18 protein-coding genes are annotated in these 18,766 nt (G+C 62.3%); 5 read left to right on the top strand and 13 right to left on the bottom strand.

All coding sequences use genetic code 11. From position 1 onward, the window contains the following. Positions 1 to 3: 3 nt before the first annotated feature. The 11 genes from lpxA to pyrH form a co-directional block, all read right to left on the bottom strand. On the bottom strand, positions 4 to 822 hold the full coding sequence (lpxA, locus tag IEV82_RS09720) for an acyl-ACP--UDP-N-acetylglucosamine O-acyltransferase (RefSeq protein ID WP_188481810.1): 819 nt from the start codon (positions 820 to 822) through the stop codon (positions 4 to 6). Beyond that, complete coding sequence (fabZ, locus tag IEV82_RS09715) at positions 786 to 1,247, bottom strand: 3-hydroxyacyl-ACP dehydratase FabZ (RefSeq protein ID WP_188481809.1); 462 nt, start codon at positions 1,245 to 1,247, stop codon at positions 786 to 788. The genes lpxA and fabZ overlap by 37 nt, the downstream gene beginning before the upstream one ends. A 63-nt stretch (positions 1,248 to 1,310) precedes the next feature. Next, entirely contained in the window at positions 1,311 to 1,895 is a 585-nt protein-coding gene (locus IEV82_RS09710; RefSeq protein ID WP_188481808.1) for an OmpH/Skp family outer membrane protein, read from the bottom strand. Continuing rightward, a complete protein-coding gene (gene bamA, locus IEV82_RS09705; protein ID WP_188481807.1) occupies positions 1,895 to 4,237 on the bottom strand; it encodes an outer membrane protein assembly factor BamA in 2,343 nt (780 codons plus the stop codon). Before bamA ends, IEV82_RS09710 begins: the two co-directional genes overlap by 1 nt. A gap of 84 nt (positions 4,238 to 4,321) precedes the next feature. Then, complete coding sequence (locus tag IEV82_RS09700) at positions 4,322 to 4,480, bottom strand: hypothetical protein (RefSeq protein ID WP_188481806.1); 159 nt, start codon at positions 4,478 to 4,480, stop codon at positions 4,322 to 4,324. A gap of 108 nt (positions 4,481 to 4,588) precedes the next feature. Beyond that, a complete protein-coding gene (gene rseP, locus IEV82_RS09695) occupies positions 4,589 to 5,932 on the bottom strand; it encodes an RIP metalloprotease RseP (protein ID WP_188481805.1) in 1,344 nt (447 codons plus the stop codon). 3 nt (positions 5,933 to 5,935) lie between these two features. Then, positions 5,936 to 7,108 (bottom strand): 1-deoxy-D-xylulose-5-phosphate reductoisomerase, encoded by a 1,173-nt coding sequence (gene dxr / locus IEV82_RS09690; protein ID WP_188481804.1) that lies wholly within the window; start codon positions 7,106 to 7,108, stop codon positions 5,936 to 5,938. Next, positions 7,105 to 7,893 carry a phosphatidate cytidylyltransferase gene (locus IEV82_RS09685; RefSeq protein ID WP_188481803.1) on the bottom strand — a complete coding sequence of 263 codons (789 nt, stop codon included), beginning with the start codon at positions 7,891 to 7,893 and terminating at the stop codon, positions 7,105 to 7,107. Before IEV82_RS09685 ends, dxr begins: the two co-directional genes overlap by 4 nt. Then, entirely contained in the window at positions 7,890 to 8,621 is a 732-nt protein-coding gene (uppS, locus tag IEV82_RS09680) for a polyprenyl diphosphate synthase (protein ID WP_188481802.1), read from the bottom strand. The genes IEV82_RS09685 and uppS overlap by 4 nt, the downstream gene beginning before the upstream one ends. Before the next feature lie 26 nt (positions 8,622 to 8,647). Next, positions 8,648 to 9,211 (bottom strand): ribosome recycling factor, encoded by a 564-nt coding sequence (gene frr / locus IEV82_RS09675; RefSeq protein WP_188481801.1) that lies wholly within the window; start codon positions 9,209 to 9,211, stop codon positions 8,648 to 8,650. A gap of 115 nt (positions 9,212 to 9,326) precedes the next feature. Continuing rightward, entirely contained in the window at positions 9,327 to 10,094 is a 768-nt protein-coding gene (gene pyrH / locus IEV82_RS09670) for a UMP kinase (protein WP_188481800.1), read from the bottom strand. Between the two features lie 119 nt (positions 10,095 to 10,213). Between pyrH and miaA the strand changes: the two genes are divergently transcribed. The 5 genes from miaA to IEV82_RS09645 all read left to right on the top strand — a co-directional run bounded on the left by miaA (position 10,214) and on the right by IEV82_RS09645 (position 17,554). Then, positions 10,214 to 11,110, top strand: a complete 897-nt coding sequence (gene miaA, locus IEV82_RS09665; protein ID WP_188481799.1) for a tRNA (adenosine(37)-N6)-dimethylallyltransferase MiaA — start codon at positions 10,214 to 10,216, stop codon at positions 11,108 to 11,110. Between the two features lie 215 nt (positions 11,111 to 11,325). Continuing rightward, positions 11,326 to 12,993 carry an ABC transporter substrate-binding protein gene (locus tag IEV82_RS09660; protein WP_188481798.1) on the top strand — a complete coding sequence of 556 codons (1,668 nt, stop codon included), beginning with the start codon at positions 11,326 to 11,328 and terminating at the stop codon, positions 12,991 to 12,993. Between the two features lie 111 nt (positions 12,994 to 13,104). Next, on the top strand, positions 13,105 to 14,160 hold the full coding sequence (locus tag IEV82_RS09655; RefSeq protein WP_188481797.1) for an ABC transporter permease: 1,056 nt from the start codon (positions 13,105 to 13,107) through the stop codon (positions 14,158 to 14,160). Positions 14,161 to 14,177: 17 nt separating this feature from the next. Further along, on the top strand, positions 14,178 to 15,371 hold the full coding sequence (locus IEV82_RS09650) for an ABC transporter permease (protein WP_188481796.1): 1,194 nt from the start codon (positions 14,178 to 14,180) through the stop codon (positions 15,369 to 15,371). A gap of 98 nt (positions 15,372 to 15,469) precedes the next feature. After that, positions 15,470 to 17,554: a dipeptide ABC transporter ATP-binding protein gene (locus IEV82_RS09645; protein WP_188481795.1), complete on the top strand. Its 2,085-nt coding sequence runs from the start codon at positions 15,470 to 15,472 to the stop codon at positions 17,552 to 17,554. A gap of 32 nt (positions 17,555 to 17,586) precedes the next feature. Here IEV82_RS09645 and IEV82_RS09640 read toward each other — a convergent pair whose 3' ends face one another. Then, complete coding sequence (locus IEV82_RS09640; protein ID WP_188481794.1) at positions 17,587 to 17,775, bottom strand: hypothetical protein; 189 nt, start codon at positions 17,773 to 17,775, stop codon at positions 17,587 to 17,589. 205 nt (positions 17,776 to 17,980) lie between these two features. After that, a complete protein-coding gene (locus IEV82_RS09635) occupies positions 17,981 to 18,598 on the bottom strand; it encodes a lytic transglycosylase domain-containing protein (protein ID WP_505715999.1) in 618 nt (205 codons plus the stop codon). Positions 18,599 to 18,766 lie beyond the last annotated feature (168 nt).

Here is an 18,766-nt window from a genome sequence, read left to right as displayed (position 1 = left end):
CGCTCAGCCCGGTGTCAGGAACGACCGGTCGGTGTCGCCCAGGATGAAATCGACGATGTGGTGCACATAGGCGCTGTCGGTCTCTTCGCCCAGGCGGCGCGCCCGTTCCTGAAAGGCACCTTCGCCCTGCGCCAGCATCTGGAACGCCGCGCGCAGCGCCGTGATGTCGGCACGGCTCACGCCCTTGCGCTTGAGCCCGACGAGGTTGAGCCCGTCCAGACGTCCGCGGTCGGCCTGCACGAGGCCGTAGGGGATCACGTCATTGGTCACCATGGTGACCGCGCCGATGATGGCACCGCGCCCGATCCGCACGAACTGGTGCACGCCCGACAGGCCGCCGACGATCACGTCGTCTTCGAGGATGCAATGCCCGGCCAGAGCAGCGCTGTTGACCACGATCACCCGGTTGCCGATCTGCACGTCATGGGCCACATGGCAGCCTGCCATGAAGAGGTTGTCATCCCCCACGCGTGTCACCCCACCGCCGCCCTTGGTGCCGGTGTTCATGGTCACGTGTTCGCGGATGCGGTTGCGTGCGCCGATGATGAGGCTGGTCTTTTCGCCGTCGAACTTGAGATCCTGCGGGATCTCGCCGATCACCGCGAAGGAAAACACCTCGGAGCCTGCGCCGATGGAGGTCTGACCGGTCACGACCACATGGCTTTTCAGCACCACGTTTTCCGCCAGTGCCACTTCGGGGCCGACATGGCAGAACGGCCCGATCACACAGCCGTCGCCGATCTGCGCGCCCTCTTCGATCACCGCGCTGGGATGGATGCGCGCTGTCACTTGGGCAGGTCCATCATGGCCGAAAATTCGCATTCCGCCGCCATGTCACCGTCAACCGTCGCCACGCCGCCGAATTTCCAGACCTTGCCACCCGGCTTGCCGCGCAGCGTCGTCAGGCGCATCCGAAGCTGGTCGCCGGGGATCACCTTGCGGCGGAACTTGCACTTGTCGATGGCCATGAAATAGATCAACATTTCCTTGTCCGCGAGATCAAGCGCCGTGCCCACCATGACGGCGGCTGTCTGGGCCATCGCCTCGATGATGGTCACACCGGGCATGATCGGCGTGCCGGGGAAATGGCCCTGGAAATGCGGCTCGTTCATCGTCACGTTCTTGATGCCAAGAGCGGATTGCGTGCCGTCGATTTCTTCCACGCGGTCCACGAGCAGGAACGGGTACCGGTGCGGCAGAATGCGCTGGATCAGCTGGATGTCGGCGCGAAGAAGCGTGTCGCTCATGGGGCGTCCTTTTGTGGTCCTGTGGGCCTGTGAGTAGCAATCCAGATGCCGGGGGGCAAGGTTTCAGGGGCGCAGTGGCAGGATCGCGGCCCCGGCGCCGAATTCGGCATTGACCCGCTGAATGGCCTCATCGGTGATGTCGACGGACTCCACGCTGAGCAGGACACTGCGCCGATCCAGCACCGCAACCGCGCCGCTTTCGATCATGAGTTGCAGCAGGATCGGCTGGGCGGCGGTCAGAAGCGCGCGGCGGGCATCGTCGCTGCGCTGACCGACCGCGCGGGCCTTTTCGTCCTGTTCGCGGCGCAGGCGCTGCACCTTTTCGTCGAAGGCCTCGGCGCGGGCGCGAAAGTCGGCCGGGGCCAGGCTGTCGCGCAGTTCGGTGAGTTCGCGTTCCTCGGCGGTCAGTTCCGCCTCGATGCGCCGGTTCTCGGCGGCAATCTCCACGCTATCGGCCTCGATCTCGCGGACGATCCGCTGCCCGAAATCGCTTTGCGCGTACAGCGCATCGGGCGCGACGGTCAGGATCAGGCTTTGCACGACCCCCAGATTCGACAGCCCGCCATCCTGTTGCGCCTGCACCGGAGGTGCGACGCAAAGGAGCGCTCCGAAGAGCGCCCCCAAGCCTGTTCGTCCCTGACGTGCCATCAGAACTGCGTGGAGATCGTCAGATCGAAGGTCTGTTCCTCGTCGAACGTTTCCTTGCTCAGGGCTTCGGAGAAGTTGAAGCGCAGCGGACCCAGCGGCGTTGTCCAGAAGAGCGATATGCCGACCACGTGGCGCGCGGTGAAATCGTCGTAGAACACGTTGGAATTGGTTTCCTCGAGACCCCAAAGGCTGCCGACATCGTAGAAGACCCCGGCGGAGATGCCGTATTCCTCGGGCAAGGGCAGCGGGAATTCCGCCTCGAACCGCGCAACGGCAAAGTAGTTGCCGCCCAGCGGGTCGTTCACATCGCCCGGTCCCACTTCGCGCGGGCCGATACCGCCGCCTTCGAAGCCCCGCATCAGGCTGGAGCCCAGCGAGAAACGGTCGGTGACGCGCGACGCGCCTTCGGAATAGCTGAGGGCGCCAGCCTGAAGCGTTGCCCGCAGCGTGATGTCATCGTTGAACACCCGCGTCTGAGCAACCGCCCGCAGCGTGGATTCGATATAGGTGCTGTCGCCGCCCAGACCGCCGAAATCCTGACCGAATTCCAGCAACACACCCGCGTTCGGGTTGAGCCCCGTGCGGCGTGTGTCAAAGCTGTAGCGGTAGCCCACAAAGCTGTCCCAGACCTGACCCTGCGCAGCTTCGGCACGAATGATCGAGCCGACCGAGTCGTTCAGGTTGGTGATCTCGGAATACCGCGCACCATAGCGCAGGTTCAGACGGCCATTCTCGGACACCGGGAACGAGAAGCCGGTCGAGAAGTTACCGATCGCCGTGTCGAACTCAGCCGCCAGGTTGTCGGTCTCGAGGTAATTGGCGCTGAAGTTGTAGGCGACATCGCGACCCAGGAACGCCGGTTCGGTGAAGCTGAAGCTGTAGTTGGACGAATCCAGACCGGTGGTTACGCCCAGCGACAGTTGTTGGCCCCGACCCAGGAAGTTGCGTTCGCTGAAGGTGATTGCAGCGCCGAAGCCGCCATCGGTCGAATAGGAGCCCCCAAAGCTCAGCGAGCCTGTGGGACGTTCCTCGACATCGACGTCGATCACGACCTGCTGCGGGGTGGATCCTTCGCGCGCCTCGACCTGCGCATCGCCGAAGAAGCCAAGCGCACGGACGCGTTCGGCGCTTTCGCGGATTTCGCGCGGGTTGAACGGATCGCCCTCGACGATGCGGAACTGACGCCGCACGACCCGGTCGAGCGTGGTGGTGTTGCCTTCGATGTCGATGCGCTCGACAAAGACGCGTTCGCCGCGTGTGAGAAGGAATTCCACGTCCAGTGTCAGATCACGGTCATTGCGCGTGACGCGCGGTTCCACTCGGACAAAGTTCAGACCCTCGCGGATCGCCAGACGTTCCAGCCGTGCGATTTCGGTTTCCACCGCAGTCGGCGAATAGGTGCTTCCGGAGCGCAGGCGAATGGCCTGCTGAAACACGTCAGGATCGACCTCGGCCAAATCCGATGAGGCGGTGACCTCGCCGAAATTGAACTGCTGGCCTTCCTCCACGTTGAAGGTAACGAAAAACGCGTCGCGCTCGTCGCTCAGTTCGGCATTCACGCTGGTGGTGCGGAAATCGACATAGCCGCGCGACTGGTAGAAATCGCTCAGGACCTGACGGTCGAATTCGATCCGGTCTTCGATGAAGGTGTCGGACCGGATGAGCGCGCGGAAAATCCCTGCCTGTTTGGTTTCCAGAACCCGGCGCAGGCGGCTGTCGCTGAACACCTGGTTGCCCGAAAAGCCGATGCGCTCGATCTCGGACACGCCGCCTTCGAACACCTCGAACACGAGGTCGATCCGGTTGTCGGACCGGCGGATGACCTTGGGCTGGACGCGGGCGGCGATCCGGCCCTGCTGCGAATAGGCTTCGGTGATGCGGGCGGCGTCGGCCTCGGCCGCAGAGGGGTTGAAGACGCGTCGCGACTGCGTCTGGACAATCGCGGCCAGCGCTTCGTCGTCGATGCGTTGGTTGCCCTCAAAGGTGATGCGGTTCACGGTCGGGAATTCGACAACCCGGACAACCAGTGTGTTGCCGCGCGGTTCGATCTCGACGCTTTCGAAAAGACCAGAGGCGAGAACCCGCTGATAGCCGTCGTTCAACTCGGCCGCCGAGATAGCCTCACCGCGTGCGACGCCCAGAAAGCTGGCGATGGTGCCCGCTTCGATGCGCTGGTTTCCCTCGACGGAAATCGCGTTGAAGCGGAAATCCTGCGCGAGAGCCATGTCCGGCGTGGCCAGAACGCCAATGCCCAAGGCAACCGATGCCGCAAGCAGAAATGGACGGACCGTTGTTTTGCGCGCTGACTGCCGCGCGACCCGCTCGCCTGTTTTATGTGTCATTGTTGGCAACCTACTCCGACATCCCTTTTCGGACGTGAGTACCGAGATTGCCTGGGCTTGTCAAAAGCGCAGAGGCCGCTTTCGTCAATAGGCGACGGGGTGTGTCATCGCTTCGATCATCAGCGTGCCAAGATAGGCGCCGAGGAACAGCGATGCCGCGATCGCGAACACGTAGAGCAACCGATCCCAGTTTATCGAGATCAGAAGGCTGAACGACCGGTAGCCGTCTTGAATCGTTTGCATGGCGCACCTCGGATGGTTGGTTCCAGAAAGGTGAATGCCGGTGAAATGTGTCAGCAATCTGGCGCGAAACAGGACGATTCCGTGAAATCGTCCCGTCCTGAGGCTGGGTTACGGGCAGAACAGGTCGTTCGACAGCGCGAACACCATCAGCGTCAAAAGCATGGTCAGACCAATGCCCATGAGGACACGCAGTGCCTTGTCGCTGGGTGGGCGACCGGTCACGGCCTCGTAGGCGTGGAAGACCAGATGCCCCCCGTCGAGCACGGGAATCGGGAACAGGTTCAACAGACCGACTGCCGTGCTCAGGACCGCGATGAACCAGATGAAGCTGGCGGTGCCCTGCGACGCCATGGACCCCGAAGTTTCTGCGATTCCAATCGGTCCGGACAGGTTGCAGGTGCTGATCGCGCCGGTGATCATGTACCACAGTCCCGAAAGCGAGCCTTCGATGATGCGACCGGTTTGCTGCACGCCCGACATGAAGGCGCTGCCCAGGCCGCTCATTTCGGTGGCGGGTTCAAAGAACATTCCACCCACGATGCCGATCCGATACGCGGTCTTGAACGAACCGTCGTCTTGCGGCTCGTCGGTGCGGCGCGGTGTCATTTCCAGCACACGGGTTTCGCCATCGCGCCAGACTTCCAGCGTCAATGTCTCGCCTTCCGACCCTTCGACCGCGTCGCGCAGCTGATCGAAGGCGTAGATCGGCGCGCCACCAATCGACGTGATGATGTCACCAGCGCGGAAGCCCGCATCATCCGCCGCAGAGCGCGGAATGATCTGTGTCGCCACCGGCGGATAGACGTACGGTCCCTGCACTTCGAGCGTGTCATCGCCACGCTGCACGGTGTAGTCCAGATGTTCCTGCTGCGGCAGATCCTCGAGGAAGGACTGGAAGCTCGAGGATTCGCTGAAGGACGGCAGATCGACACCTTCGATTTGCAGCAGCACATCGCCGACCTGCAGTTCGTTCTGGGCCGGAACTGCACGGAGTTCGCCGACCTTGACAGGATCGGTGACATCGCCGCGCAGCATCAGCACACCGGTGAAGATCAGGATCGACAGCGCAAAGTTGAACGCCGGACCTGCCGCGACCGTGGCCGCGCGGGCCCAAAGCGGTGCGCCATTCATCGTACGTCGTCGTTCGGCCTGGGTCAGGACGGCCATCGCCTCGTCGTCCTTGCCGCCGGAGGCGTTGCTGTCGCCCTTGAATTTGACGTATCCGCCAAGCGGCAGAAGCGCGAATTGCCATTTCGTACCGCGCTTGTCGACGCGCGAGAACAGCACCGGGCCGAACCCGAGCGAGAACACATCGGCATCGATCCCCGACCAGCGGCCCACGATGTAATGCCCGTATTCATGAATCGCCACGATGATCGAAAGCGCGATCACAAAGGCCAGGAGGGTCCAAATCAAACTACCAAACTGCGGCAGCAACGCTGCAATATCCAAGGCTCAACCCTCTAATTCATTCATGATTTCATCTGCCCGTTGCCGAGCGAGATGGTCTAGATTGATGACGTTATCAAGGGTGATGGCGGCATCAATATGACCCGGATGGGCCGAAACTCGGGACAGAACCTCTTCGACGACCACGGCAATCTGTTGAAATCCAATGCGTTTCGCGATGAACCCGTCCAGTGCGCGTTCCTTGGCCGCGTTGAACACGGCCCCCGCCAATCCACCCGCCGCCATGACCTCTCGGGCGAGGCGCAGCGCGGGCCAGCGGGTCTCGTCGGCGGGCCGAAAGGTCAGCTGGCCCAGCTTGACCAGATCGAGCCGTTCCACCGGCAGCGGTTTGCGTTCAGGATAGTGCAGCGCGAAGCCGATGGCGTGCCGCATGTCCGGCGGGCCGACATGGGCCATCAGTGCACCGTCATTGAACCCCACCAGCGCATGGATCATGGATTCGGGATGCACCACCGCCTCGATCCGGGACGGATCAATCTGGAAAAACTCTTTTGTTTCAATCAGCTCCAGCGCCTTGTTGAACATGGACGCGCTGTCGATCGTGATGCGCTGCCCCATGTCCCAATTGGGATGCGTGGCGGCTTGTTCCGGCGTCGCATTGGCCAGCGCCTCCAGCGGCCAGTCGCGGAACGCGCCGCCCGACGCGGTGATGATCACCCGTTCCACCGCGCTCAGGTCTTCACCGATCAACGCCTGGAACACCGCAGAATGTTCGCTGTCCACCGGCAGGATCGTGGCGCCATGCGCCTTGGCCGTCGACAGCATCAAGGGCCCGGCACAGACCATGCTTTCCTTGTTGGCCAGCGCAAGGCTCGCCCCCTGTTCCAAAGCACGCAGCCCCGGTGCCAGACCGGCAGAGCCGACAATGGCCGACATGACCCAATCCGCCGGACGGCTGGCCGCCTCGACCAAGGCGCCAGGTCCAGCGGCGGCTTCGATCCCGGTGCCTTCCAATGCGGCGCGCAGATCGTCCAGACGCGACGGATCTGCGGTGACGGCGATTTCGGCGTCGAAGGCAATCGCGTCACCGGCCAGTTGCGCGATGTTCCTGTCGCCGGTCAACGCGACCACCTTGTAGGCGTCGCGGTCCCGTCCGATCAGGTCCAGCGTGTTTTGTCCGATGGAGCCGGTGGCCCCGAAAATCGTGATCCGCCTCATTGGGCCCCCGGAGGGAAACCGACAAGCTGCCCGGCGATGACGATGAAAAGCGCCGCGCCCAGCATTCCGTCGAACCGGTCCAGCAGCCCGCCATGGCCGGGGATGAGCCGCGAGCTGTCCTTGACCCCTGCCCGGCGCTTGATCGCGCTTTCGGCAATGTCACCGATCTGGCTGGCCATGCTGACCGCGATGCTGATCCCGATGAGGCCGACCCCGGCGCGGGTCGCGCTGATGAAGAACGCTGCCACCAGCGCCGATCCGGCCCAACCGGCCACGGTGCCGGACCATGTTTTCTTGGGGCTGACGCGCGGCCAGAGCTTGGGTCCGCCGATCAGGCGCCCCGCAAAATACCCGGCGATGTCGGTGACAACGACCACCAGCAAGAGCCACACCATCCAGGTCAGTCCGAAATCGTCGCGCAGGGTCATCAGGCCGTAGCCCGCCAGCAGGATGAACGCCGTGAACACCGCGTAGGTCACACCGCCCTTCTCCATCCGGCCAAGGCCCAGCATCGACGGCATGAGCAAGAGCGGCAGCGCAAAGGCGGGAGGAATTTCGACCGCCACCAGAGAGACAAGGGCCGCCACGCCAGCGAGGATCAAGGGCGACTTGCTGCGCGCGCTGTCGAGCATGGTCACCAGTTCCCAGACCATCAGCCCGACAACGATCGCGATCAGACCATGGAACCAGAGGCCACCCAGCCAGACACCCAGCGCACCGATGCCCACCATCGCCACGGCCGAGAACAGCCGCGGGGCAAGGTCGTCCCACTTGCCTGCAGTCATGCCACGACGGCTCCGAACCTGCGCTCGCGGGTTCCGAAGCCACCAACCACCGACCGGAACTCTTCGGCCGTGAAATCCGGCCAGAGCGTGTCGATGAATTCATATTCCGAATAAGCCGATTGCCAGAGCAGGAAGTTGGAAATCCGGGCTTCGCCACTGGTGCGGATCACAAGGTCCGGATCGGGCAAAACGCAGGTATCAAGGTACTTTGGCAGCGTTTCTTCATCCACTGCATCAGGATCAAGCTTGCCGTCAGCGACATCCCGAGCCAGCCGCTTGGTGGCGCGGGCCACTTCGTCGCGACCGCCGTAGTTGATGGCGATGGTCAGGTTGACGGTCTGGCAATTGGCGGTCAGCGCCTCGAGCTCGTCCATCATCGAGACCAGCTTCTTGTCCAGCCGGACGCGGTCACCGATGAAGCGCACGCAGACATCATTGGCCTTGAGCGACTTGCCCTCGCGGGTGATGTAGCGGCGGAACAGGCTCATCAGACCAGCCACTTCGGACTGGGTGCGCTTCCAGTTCTCGGTCGAGAAGGCAAAGACCGTGAGGTAATCGACCCCGAGGTCCGGGCAGGCCTCGACGATCTCGCGCACCCGGCGGGCGCCCGCCTGGTGGCCGAAAAGGCGCGGGCGGCCGCGCTGGGTGGCCCAGCGACCATTGCCGTCCATGATGATCGCCACATGACGTGGTCCGTCATCCTTGCCGTCGGTCGAGCGCAGTGCCATATGACACAGTCCTTTTGTTGCGGTCCTCAGACCTGCATGATCTCTTCCTGCTTTGTCTCCAAAGCAGCGTCGACCTTCTTGATGTAGGCGTCTGTGAGTTCTTGCACTTCGGCTTCCCAGAACTTCTGGTCATCCTCGGACAGACCATCGGCCTTGGCCTTCTTGATCTGGTCCATGCCGTCACGGCGGATGTTGCGGATCGACACACGGGCATGTTCGGCGTAGTTGCCAGCGACCTTGGTCAGATCGCGGCGACGTTCCTCGTTGAGTTCGGGAATCGGCAGCATGATGATCGTGCCATTGAGCTGCGGGTTGATGCCCAGACCGCTTTCGCGGATCGCCTTTTCGACCTTGCCGACCAGACCCTTGTCCCAGACGTTGATGGTGACCATGCGCGGTTCGGGGACGTTGACGGTGCCGACCTGATTGATGGGGGTCATGCTGCCATAGGCGTCCACCATGACCGGCTCCAGCATGGAGGCACTGGCGCGGCCGGTGCGAAGCGATGCGAATTCCGTGCGCAGGCTTGCAATTGCGCCGTCCATGCGGCGCGTCAAAGCGTCGGTGTCGAGAATGAAGTCATCTGCCATATGGCCCTCAAGAACGGTTTTTGTGCTTTGTTTCAGGTTCTAAGGGACACGTGCCCAAAAGTATAGCGCCTTGCAACACTCTGGTTACTTCGCGTGTCACCCTGTGACGGATTGGTCAGGCCGCCTCGCCCGCACCGGATTTTCCGTTGCCGCCATGCACCTTGGTATAGGTGCCTTCGCCTGCAAGAATGCCGCGAAAGCCGCCCGGTTCATCCAGCGGGAAGACGATGATCGGCAGACTGTTGTCGCGGGCAAGCGCGATGGCCGAGGCATCCATCACCCTGAGGTTTTTCTGCAACACCTCGTCATAGGTGACGCTGTCATAGCGCTTGGCATCGGCATGGGCTTTTGGGTCCTTGTCGTAAATCCCGTCGACGCCGTTCTTGCCCATGAAGATCGCCTCGCAGTTCATTTCGTTGGCGCGCAGGGCGGCGGCGGTGTCGGTGGTGAAATAGGGATTGCCGGTGCCGCCCGCAAAGACGCAGACGCGCTTTTTCTCGAGATGGCGCACGGCGCGGCGGCGGATATAGGGCTCGGCCACCTCGTCCATGCGGATGGCGGAAATAACGCGGGTGAAGACGTTCAACTCCTCAAGCGCCGATTGCATGGCAAGCGCGTTCATCACCGTGGCGAGCATGCCCATGTAATCCGCCGTTGTCCGCTCCATCCCCTGCGCGCTGCCCTGCAGGCCGCGAAACACGTTGCCGCCACCGATCACCATGCAGATCTCGACCCCCAGATCGTGCACGGATTTGACCTCCTGGGCGATGCGCTGCACGGTGGGCGGGTGCAAACCGTAGCCCTGATCCCCCATCAGCGCCTCGCCCGAGATCTTGAGCATCACGCGTTTATATTTCGGATGAGGGGTGTGGGTGTCAGCCATGTTGCGCTCCGTTCGACCGAGAGTCTAAAGTCGCCCGCAACCTGTCGGAAAACCGGCCTAGGGGCAAGGCGTTGTCGGTCTGCAAGACGGCGATACTGTACATAAATGAGGCATCCCGCGTGACGCAGAGCGTTTCAGACCGGATTGGCGAGATTGATCCGGTCAAACCGGTGCTGATCGCCGGCCCCACCGCCAGCGGCAAATCCGAACTGGCGCTGCGCATTGCCGAAACGCGGGGCGGTGTCGTGATCAATGCCGATGCGATCCAGGTCTATGCCGATTGGCGAGTGCTGACCGCGCGCCCGTCGGTTGCGGATGAGGCCCGCGCGCCACATGCGCTTTATGGCCATGTCGCCGGGGATGTCCCCTATTCCGTAGGTGACTGGCTGCGCGACCTCGAGCCTTTCCTGCACGCAGGCCAGCGCCCGATCATCGTTGGAGGCACGGGGCTTTACTTTACCGCGCTGACCGAAGGGTTGGCGCAGATCCCCGCAACACCTGACAGCATCCGTCAGACCGCGATGGCACGGATCGACACCGAGGGGCATGACGCACTGGTTCAGGAGCTTGACCCGAAGACCCGCAGCCGGATCGATACCGCCAATCCGATGCGGGTTCAGCGGGCATGGGAGGTTCTGACCAGCACCGGCACCGGGCTTGCCGACTGGCAGGATGCCACCGATCCGCCGCGCCTGCCGCTGGGAGATGTCACGCCGCTGGTCGTGAATGCCCACAAGGACTGGCTGACCCCGAGGATCGAAGCGCGGTTCGACCACATGCTTGAGACTGGCGCGCTGGACGAGGCACGGGCCAACCGCGCGACATGGTCCCCCGTCCTGCCCTCTTCCAAGGCCATCGGGGCTACCGAGCTGATGGCGGTGATCGACGGCACCATGACATTGGCCGACGCGCGGGAGCGGTCCACCATCCTGACACGGCAATTCGCAAAACGGCAGCGCACATGGTTTCGGGCCCGGATGCGCGACTGGCACTCCATTGACGCAAGGACACTTTAAACGGGAAAAGCGGGTGGCCGATGTCGCGACCGAGACAAATGTCGCAATAAGACATGCCAAGTGTCGCAATCAGTCCTCAAAAGGTCTAGTCTGGCAATTGACGGGGCCTCGGCGATGGGGCGCTATGACTGGAAAAGACAGAACGCCGCAACGGCCTTGAAAAGGTCGGCAAAAAACACTGGCGCAAAATACGAACGTGTCACAGGGAGATACAGATGACGCAAACCACCCAGACCGAAACACTGCATCCAGCGGCCAAGCTTTATGCTGAGGAATTCAGCGCAGGTCTCATGGACCGACGCGAATTCCTGACACGGTCCACGGCACTTGGTGTCAGCGCGGCCGCCGCATACGGCCTGATTGGCCTCACGCAGCCGGTTCAGGCGCAGACAGCCAACATCCAGCAAGGCGGAACGCTGCGGATTCAGACATTGGTCAAGGCAATGAAAGACCCGCGCGCCTATGACTGGTCCGAGATCGGCAACCAGTCGCGCGGTTTCCTCGAATATCTCGTGGAATACCAGAATGACGGCTCGTTCCGGGGCATGCTGCTGGAAAGCTGGGAGGTCAGCGACGACGCGAAGACCTACACGCTCAACGTTCGTCCGGGCGTGACCTGGAACAATGGCGACGCTTTCACCGCTGAGGACGTGGCGCGCAACATCACCGGCTGGTGCGATTCGGCGATGGAAGGAAACTCCATGTCCGCGCGTATGGGCGGCCTGATCGACTCAGGCACCGGCCAGGCCCGCGATGGTGCTATCGAGATAGTGGACGATATGACCGTCCGGCTGAACCTGTCGGCCCCGGATATCGCGATCATCGCCAACATGTCCGACTACCCTGCCGCAATCGTGCATGCCAGCTATGATGGCGGCGATGTCTATGCGCACGGGATCGGCACAGGCCCCTTCCGCCCGGTCTCCATCGAAGTCGGCGTGAAGGCGGTCATCGAGCGCGCGCCCGACCACACGTGGTGGGGCACCGAGGTTCTGGGCGGACCTTACCTCGACCGGATCGAATTCATCGACTACGGCACCGACCCGGCCTCGTGGCTGTCGGCCGCAGAATCCGGCGAGGTCGACCTTCTGTATGAATCGGTCGGCGATTTCATCGACATTCTGGATGCGATCGGCTGGTCCAAGACCGAAACCGTGACAGCGGCCACGCTGGTTCACCGCTTCAACCAGCAGACCGAAGTTGAAGGCGTCGTGCCCTATGCCGACCGCAACGTCCGTGTCGCACTTGCGATGATGGTCGACAACGCGGTCTGCCTGGAACTGGGCTATAACGGGCGCGGCGAAGTGGCCGAGAACCACCATGTCTGCCCGATCCACCCGGCCTATGCCGACATCGGCCCGGCACCGTTCGACCCGGCAGCGGGCAAGGCGATGCTCGACGGAACCGATTTCGCGGATTACGAACACGAGCTCATCACGCTGGACGACGACTGGGAACGCAACACAGGTGCGTCGGTGCGGGCGCAGATCGCGGACGCGGGTGTGAACATCAAGCATACGGTCCTGCCCGGCTCGACCTTCTGGAACGACTGGACGAAATTTCCGTTCAGCGCGACCACGTGGAACCACCGTCCGCTGGACGTGCAGGTCTTGTCGCTGGCCTACCGCTCGGGCGAGGCGTGGAACGAAAGCGGCTATGCCAACCCGGAATTCGATGCGTTGATGGCCGACGCCCTGTCGATCGCCGACGCGGACAAGCGGCGCGAGGTGATGGCCAAGGTGCAGCAGACGCTGCGCGACGATGGCGTGATGATCCAGCCGTTCTGGCGCTCGCTCTACAACCACCACAACGGCAACGTGGTGAACGCAGAGAAGCACCCGTCGCACGAGTTCCACCTCTACAAGTTCGGCTTCGCGGCCTGATCCCACGCTCACGGCGCCGCCCTCCTGTGATGCAGGGGGGCGGACCGCCTCCGAGCCCCCACGCTCCGAACGGCCAGGCCGCCCGGACATGATGAGGGAGACCAACCAGACATGGCTTTGTTTCTGTTCCGACGTATCGGAACCATGATTTTGACAGCCCTTTGTTTGACGTTCATCGTTTTCTGGCTCACCAACCTCGCGCCCAACCTCGAAAAACTTGCCAAGAACCAGGGCAATGTTCGCATGACGGACGAACAGGTGGACAGCTTTCTGCAGGATCGTGGTTATTCCCAACCGCTGCCGATCAAATATGCGCAATGGCTTGGTGTCGCCCCCGGATGGGTGATCGAAGGCCGTGACGGCACGGTGCGGTCGCGCTGCAATGGTGTGCTTGAAAACGGTGTTGCCCCCGATTACGCCCGCAGCTTCTGCGGTGTGCTTCAGGGCGACTGGGGCTATTCGACCGTGTTTCAGGACGGGGTCGGATCGATCATCGCAACACGGCTTGGCCTGACGGGCAAGCTCATGTTCTGGGTCATGGTGGTGATGGTGCCCGGCGCACTGATCATTGGTGTGATGGCCGGGATGCGCGAGGGCAGCCGCACCGACCGGACATTGTCGACCGTGTCGATCATCACCACCGCGACGCCGGAATACGTGTCGGGCGTCGTGTTCATCGCCGTCTTCGCCTCCACGGCGTTCGGGCTCAGGTGGTTCAACGGGTCCGCCACCAGCGCGATGGAGGATGCCACGTTCGAGAACTTCACCCTGCCGGTGATGACCATCGCGCTTTACGGGATGGGCTATATCGCGCGCATGACCCGCGCCTCGATGGCCGAGGTGATGACCGCGCAATATATCCGCACCGCTCGGCTCAAGGGTGTGTCGTTCAGCAACATCGTGCTGAAACACGCGCTGCGCAACGCGCTGATCGCACCGTTCACGGTGATCATGCTGCAATTCCCGTGGCTTCTGAACGGCGTCGTGATCGTCGAGACCCTGTTCAACTACAAGGGCTTCGGCTGGACGCTGGTGCAGGCGGCGGGGAACAATGACATCGAACTGCTGCTGGGCGTGTCGGTCGTGTCGGTCTTTGTCGTGCTGATCACTCAGCTCATCTCGGACATCGGTTACGTGTATCTCAACCCGCGCATCAGCGTGTCCTGAGCGGAAGGAATAGCAAAATGGAACCGCTCAGCTGGTTTGAAATCATCACCCGAGTCCTGATCCAGTTCGTGCCCGTCTGGATCGCGATGGTCGTCCTCTTTTCGGTCTCGGTCGTCTACAAGCGCAGGCTGGGCCTCTACGGCAAGCTTTTCGACAGCACCATCGGCATGGTGGGTTTTGCGCTTGTCATGTTCTGGGTCTTCACCGGCATCTTCGGCGCGATGGACCTGATCGTCACCCATGACGCGCTGTCGCAGGTGTCGAGCATGAAGAACAAGCCTCCCGGCACGCCGATCCTGGGCGCGGATGAGGGCCAGTACCCCTATTACCTCTTTGGTGGCGACAATCTTGCCCGCGACGTGTTCAGCCGGATGGTCAAGGGCGCGTGGGTGGTGGTGCAGATCGCGCCTCTAGCGACGCTGTTCGCCTTCATGGTGGGGATCACCCTGGGCCTGCCCGCGGGGTATTACGGCGGGCGGCTCGATACGTTCCTCAGCTTCCTGGCGAACCTGATCCTCGCCTTTCCGGTGATCCTGCTGTTCTACCTGCTGGTCACGCCCGAGATCGTCGACACGGGCATTCCGAACTACATGGCGATGGTGCTGTTCATCTTCCCGATCATCTTTGTCGGCGTGCTGCTCAATTCGCGCTATCGCACGCAGCCCAAGGTGCGCACGCCGATGCTCATCGTCGTGCTGGGGATCATGGGCTGGCTTTACCTGTCGCTGATCTCGCAGCCCGGCACGGCGCTGACGGTGCTGCCCGATGCCATCGACCTCTTCAACCTGCAAGGCGGCATCCTCGTGGTGTTCGTGTCGGTGGTCTTTGTCAATTCGCCCACAGTGTTCCGGATCGTGCGCGGGCTGGCGATGGACATCAAGACCCGCGACTACGTGGCTGCGGCCCAGACCCGCGGCGAGCGCCCGTGGTACATCATGCTGTGGGAAATCCTGCCCAATGCGCGCGGACCGCTGATCGTCGATTTCTGTCTGCGGATCGGGTACACGACGATCTTGCTGGGCACGCTTGGCTTCTTTGGTCTGGGCCTGCCACCGGAAAGCCCGGATTGGGGCACCACGATCAATGACGGGCGGCGGCTGCTGCAGATCTACCTGCACCCGGCGATGGTGCCGGCCTTTGCGCTTCTGAGCATGGTGCTGGGGCTGAACCTGCTGGCCGATGGTCTGCGGGAGGAATCGTTGCGCGATTGACGACATCAAGATTGGGGGCTCTGCCCCCAAACCCCCGAGATATTTGAAAACCAGAGAAGCGGGGGACCTGCCCTGCCACCCCAAGCGGGAGAGACACGATGAAAGACAGCTATGACGGCCCGATCCTCGAGATAGACGCGCTCTCGATCTCGTTCTTCACGCGGCTGCGGGAAATCCCGGCTGTGATGGATTTCTCGGTCAAGGTGATGCCGGGCGAAGCGGTCGGGCTGGTCGGCGAATCCGGCTGCGGCAAGTCTACCGTGGCGCTGGGGGTGATGCAGGATCTGGGCAAGAACGGGCGCATCGTCGGCGGGTCGATCACCTTCAAGGGGCGCGATCTGGGCGCGATGAACCAGGACGAGCTGCGCAAGATCCGCGGCTCCGAGATCGCGATGATCTACCAGGAACCCATGGCGTCGCTGAACCCGGCGATGAAGATCGGACGCCAGTTGATGGAAGTGCCGATGATCCATCGCGGATCGTCGGAAAAAGAAGCGTATGCGCGCGCGTTGCAGGTGGTCACCGATGTAAAGCTGCCTGACCCCAAGCGCATCCTTGACGCCTATCCGCACCAGCTGTCCGGCGGCCAGCAACAGCGCATCGTGATCGCCATGGCGCTGATGGCCGAGCCGTCGCTGCTGATCCTCGATGAGCCGACAACCGCTTTGGATGTGACGGTCGAGGCGGCGGTGGTGGAGCTGGTCAAGGAGTTGGGCAAGAAATACGGCACCTCGATGCTGTTCATCAGCCACAACCTTGGTCTGGTGCTGGAAACCTGCGACCGCATCTGCGTGATGTATTCGGGCGAAGCGGTCGAGCGCGGGTCGATTACGGACGTGTTTGACGAGATGCAGCACCCCTATACGCAGGCGCTGTTCCGGTCGATCCCGTTGCCGGGAGCTGACAAGAACGCGCGGCCTTTGCGCGCCATTCCGGGCAATTTTCCCCTGCCCCATGAACGTCCCAATGGCTGCAATTTCGGGCCGCGCTGCGATTATTTCGAGGCCGGGCGCTGCGATGCGCAGGACATCAAGATGTTCGACGTGCCGGGCAACGAACGCCACGCCACGCGCTGCCTGCGGTTCCAGGAGATCGACTGGCAGGCCCCGATGGAGGCGGGCGACACGACCCAGAAATCCGAACCGGGGCGGGTTATTCTCAAGATGGACAACCTCAAGAAATATTACGAGGTCGCGGCCAACGCGCTCTTGGGCAAACGCGGCGACACCAAGGTCGTCAAGGCCAACGAGACCCTGAGCTTCGAGGCGCGCGAATCCGAGACCTTGGCCATCGTGGGCGAATCCGGCTGCGGCAAGTCCACCTTTGCCAAGGTTCTGATGGGGCTGGAGACCGCGACGGACGGGCAGATCCTTCTCGACAACCGCAACATCGAGTCGACGCCGATCGAGAAACGCGACACGCAGACCATCGCGGATGTGCAGATGGTGTTCCAGAACCCGTTCGACACGCTCAACCCGTCGATGACCGTCGGGCGGCAGATCATCCGCGCGCTCGAAGTGTTCGGGATCGGCAACAGCGATGCCGCGCGGCGCGAACGCATGTTGCAACTGCTCGATCTGGTCAAGCTGCCGCGCGAATTCGGAGACCGTATGCCGCGCCAGTTGTCGGGCGGGCAGAAACAGCGCGTCGGCATCGCGCGGGCCTTTGCCGGAAACGCGCGGATCGTGGTGGCCGACGAGCCGGTCTCGGCGCTGGACGTGTCGGTGCAGGCGGCGGTGACGGACCTGCTGATGGAGATCCAGCGCGAACAGAAGACAACGCTTTTGTTCATCAGCCATGACCTGAGCATCGTGCGCTATTTGTCAGACCGCGTCATGGTCATGTATCTGGGTCACGTGGTGGAACTGGGCACGACCGATCAGGTGTTCTCGCCGCCCTATCACCCCTACACCGAGGCATTGCTGTCTGCCGTGCCGATTGCAGACACCCGTGTGACAAAGAAGCATATCGTGCTGGAGGGAGATATTCCGTCCGCGATGAACCCGCCGCCCGGCTGCCCGTTCCAAACCCGTTGCGGATGGAAATCGAAGGTGCCCGGCAATCTGTGCGAGATCGAAGTGCCCCCGATGCGGCAGTTCGGAGACGGGCATCAGGTGAAATGTCACCTGAGCGATGCGGACTTCGACAGCATGGAACCGGTCATCCAGATCGCGGCGGAATGAACCACCGCGACTGATGATCGCTCCGGCCAGCCTCAGTTGGTCAGGAATTCCTGCGCCGTCAGGACAGCCGCAGCCGTCGCGTCGGTGACGGCCTGGGTGTTGTCCGCAAGCCCGACATAGGTCAGCATCGCCATGCCAACGACGGCAGCGGTCAGCACCACCCAATCCACGGTCACGGCGCCAGACTCGTCGGCAAAGAAGCTGTTGACTACCTTGATCATGCCACTCTCCAATAGCCGAGCCTGGGTCACCTTTCCCGCATCAGGATCGGGGCGGTAGCAGGCTCGGGTACAATTCCACGGTTTCTGAAGCCGTTCTGCATGTCGATTGGGGCAGCAGTTTGACCTCAATGCAGCAGTTTTGGAAACCAGCGGGGAGATATCTTGGCAAGAGGCCACATGCTGCAAGATACCGGAGCAAAACGCTTTACCGTCCCCAGATGACCTTCACGTAATTGCGGGTTTCGCGGAATGGCGGGATGCCCTTGTGCTTGATCACCGCACCCGGGCCGGCATTGTAGGCCGCAAGCGCAAGCGGCCACTGGCCGAACCTGGCGTATTGTTCCTTGAGATAGCGCGCGCCGCCATCAAGGTTCTGGGCCGGGTCGTTGGGATCGATCCGCAGGTCCGCCGCCGTGCCCGGCATCAGCTGTGCCAGACCGATTGCGCCTTTATGGGATCGGGCGGTGGGGTTGAAGTTGCTTTCCTGCTGGACCAGCCGCAGGAACAGATCTTCCGGGATGCCGTGGCGCCGCGCCGCGTCGCGCGCCATGCCCGCATAGACCCCGGAATACCGGCCGCGATATTGCGGAAGAGGTCCGTCTTCGCCCGCGTCGCCCCATTTGGACGGGGTGACCACCTTGGGCGGCTGCAAGCGGACCGAACTTTTGTATTGTTGCGCCGCGCGCGAATCCAACACCTTGGTCTTGCTGGAAAAGAGCGCAACACGGCTCTTGGTCGAGACGACCTCTGCGCTGACCGCGCCTGCACACATCATCGCGACCACACACACAGCCGCAACAAATCCCTGTCTTGATGTTCGCATGAACGCTCATGTCCCAGAGTGAGATTTCGCGGATGTATACCCCGGATTTACCTTTCACACCAGCCTTGGGTGGTCATCATTTCTTAACCACAACCTGATGGTATTTGCCCGGCGCGCTGATGTAGGGTCGTGCAAATGGCGCGATGCGCCGCAGATTCGAATGAAAGA

This window comes from Marivita lacus (assembly GCF_014637725.1).
Lineage (GTDB): Bacteria > Pseudomonadota > Alphaproteobacteria > Rhodobacterales > Rhodobacteraceae > Marivita > Marivita lacus.
The sequence above is the reverse complement of the archived record's forward strand: the minus strand, read 5'-3'. Positions and strand labels throughout refer to the sequence as shown.

Coding starts and splice junctions, on each gene's coding strand:
- IEV82_RS09685 (WP_188481803.1), bottom strand. CDS start 7,893: ATGACTGCAGGCAAGTGGGACGACCTTGCCCCGCGGCTGTTCTCGGCC.
- lpxA (WP_188481810.1), bottom strand. CDS start 822: ATGCGAATTTTCGGCCATGATGGACCTGCCCAAGTGACAGCGCGCATC.
- IEV82_RS09700 (WP_188481806.1), bottom strand. CDS start 4,480: ATGCAAACGATTCAAGACGGCTACCGGTCGTTCAGCCTTCTGATCTCG.
- IEV82_RS09645 (WP_188481795.1), top strand. CDS start 15,470: ATGAAAGACAGCTATGACGGCCCGATCCTCGAGATAGACGCGCTCTCG.
- IEV82_RS09635 (WP_505715999.1), bottom strand. CDS start 18,598: ATGCGAACATCAAGACAGGGATTTGTTGCGGCTGTGTGTGTGGTCGCG.
- IEV82_RS09640 (WP_188481794.1), bottom strand. CDS start 17,775: ATGATCAAGGTAGTCAACAGCTTCTTTGCCGACGAGTCTGGCGCCGTG.
- dxr (WP_188481804.1), bottom strand. CDS start 7,108: ATGAGGCGGATCACGATTTTCGGGGCCACCGGCTCCATCGGACAAAAC.
- fabZ (WP_188481809.1), bottom strand. CDS start 1,247: ATGAGCGACACGCTTCTTCGCGCCGACATCCAGCTGATCCAGCGCATT.
- IEV82_RS09655 (WP_188481797.1), top strand. CDS start 13,105: ATGGCTTTGTTTCTGTTCCGACGTATCGGAACCATGATTTTGACAGCC.
- IEV82_RS09650 (WP_188481796.1), top strand. CDS start 14,178: ATGGAACCGCTCAGCTGGTTTGAAATCATCACCCGAGTCCTGATCCAG.
- bamA (WP_188481807.1), bottom strand. CDS start 4,237: ATGACACATAAAACAGGCGAGCGGGTCGCGCGGCAGTCAGCGCGCAAA.
- pyrH (WP_188481800.1), bottom strand. CDS start 10,094: ATGGCTGACACCCACACCCCTCATCCGAAATATAAACGCGTGATGCTC.
- IEV82_RS09660 (WP_188481798.1), top strand. CDS start 11,326: ATGACGCAAACCACCCAGACCGAAACACTGCATCCAGCGGCCAAGCTT.
- frr (WP_188481801.1), bottom strand. CDS start 9,211: ATGGCAGATGACTTCATTCTCGACACCGACGCTTTGACGCGCCGCATG.
- uppS (WP_188481802.1), bottom strand. CDS start 8,621: ATGGCACTGCGCTCGACCGACGGCAAGGATGACGGACCACGTCATGTG.
- IEV82_RS09710 (WP_188481808.1), bottom strand. CDS start 1,895: ATGGCACGTCAGGGACGAACAGGCTTGGGGGCGCTCTTCGGAGCGCTC.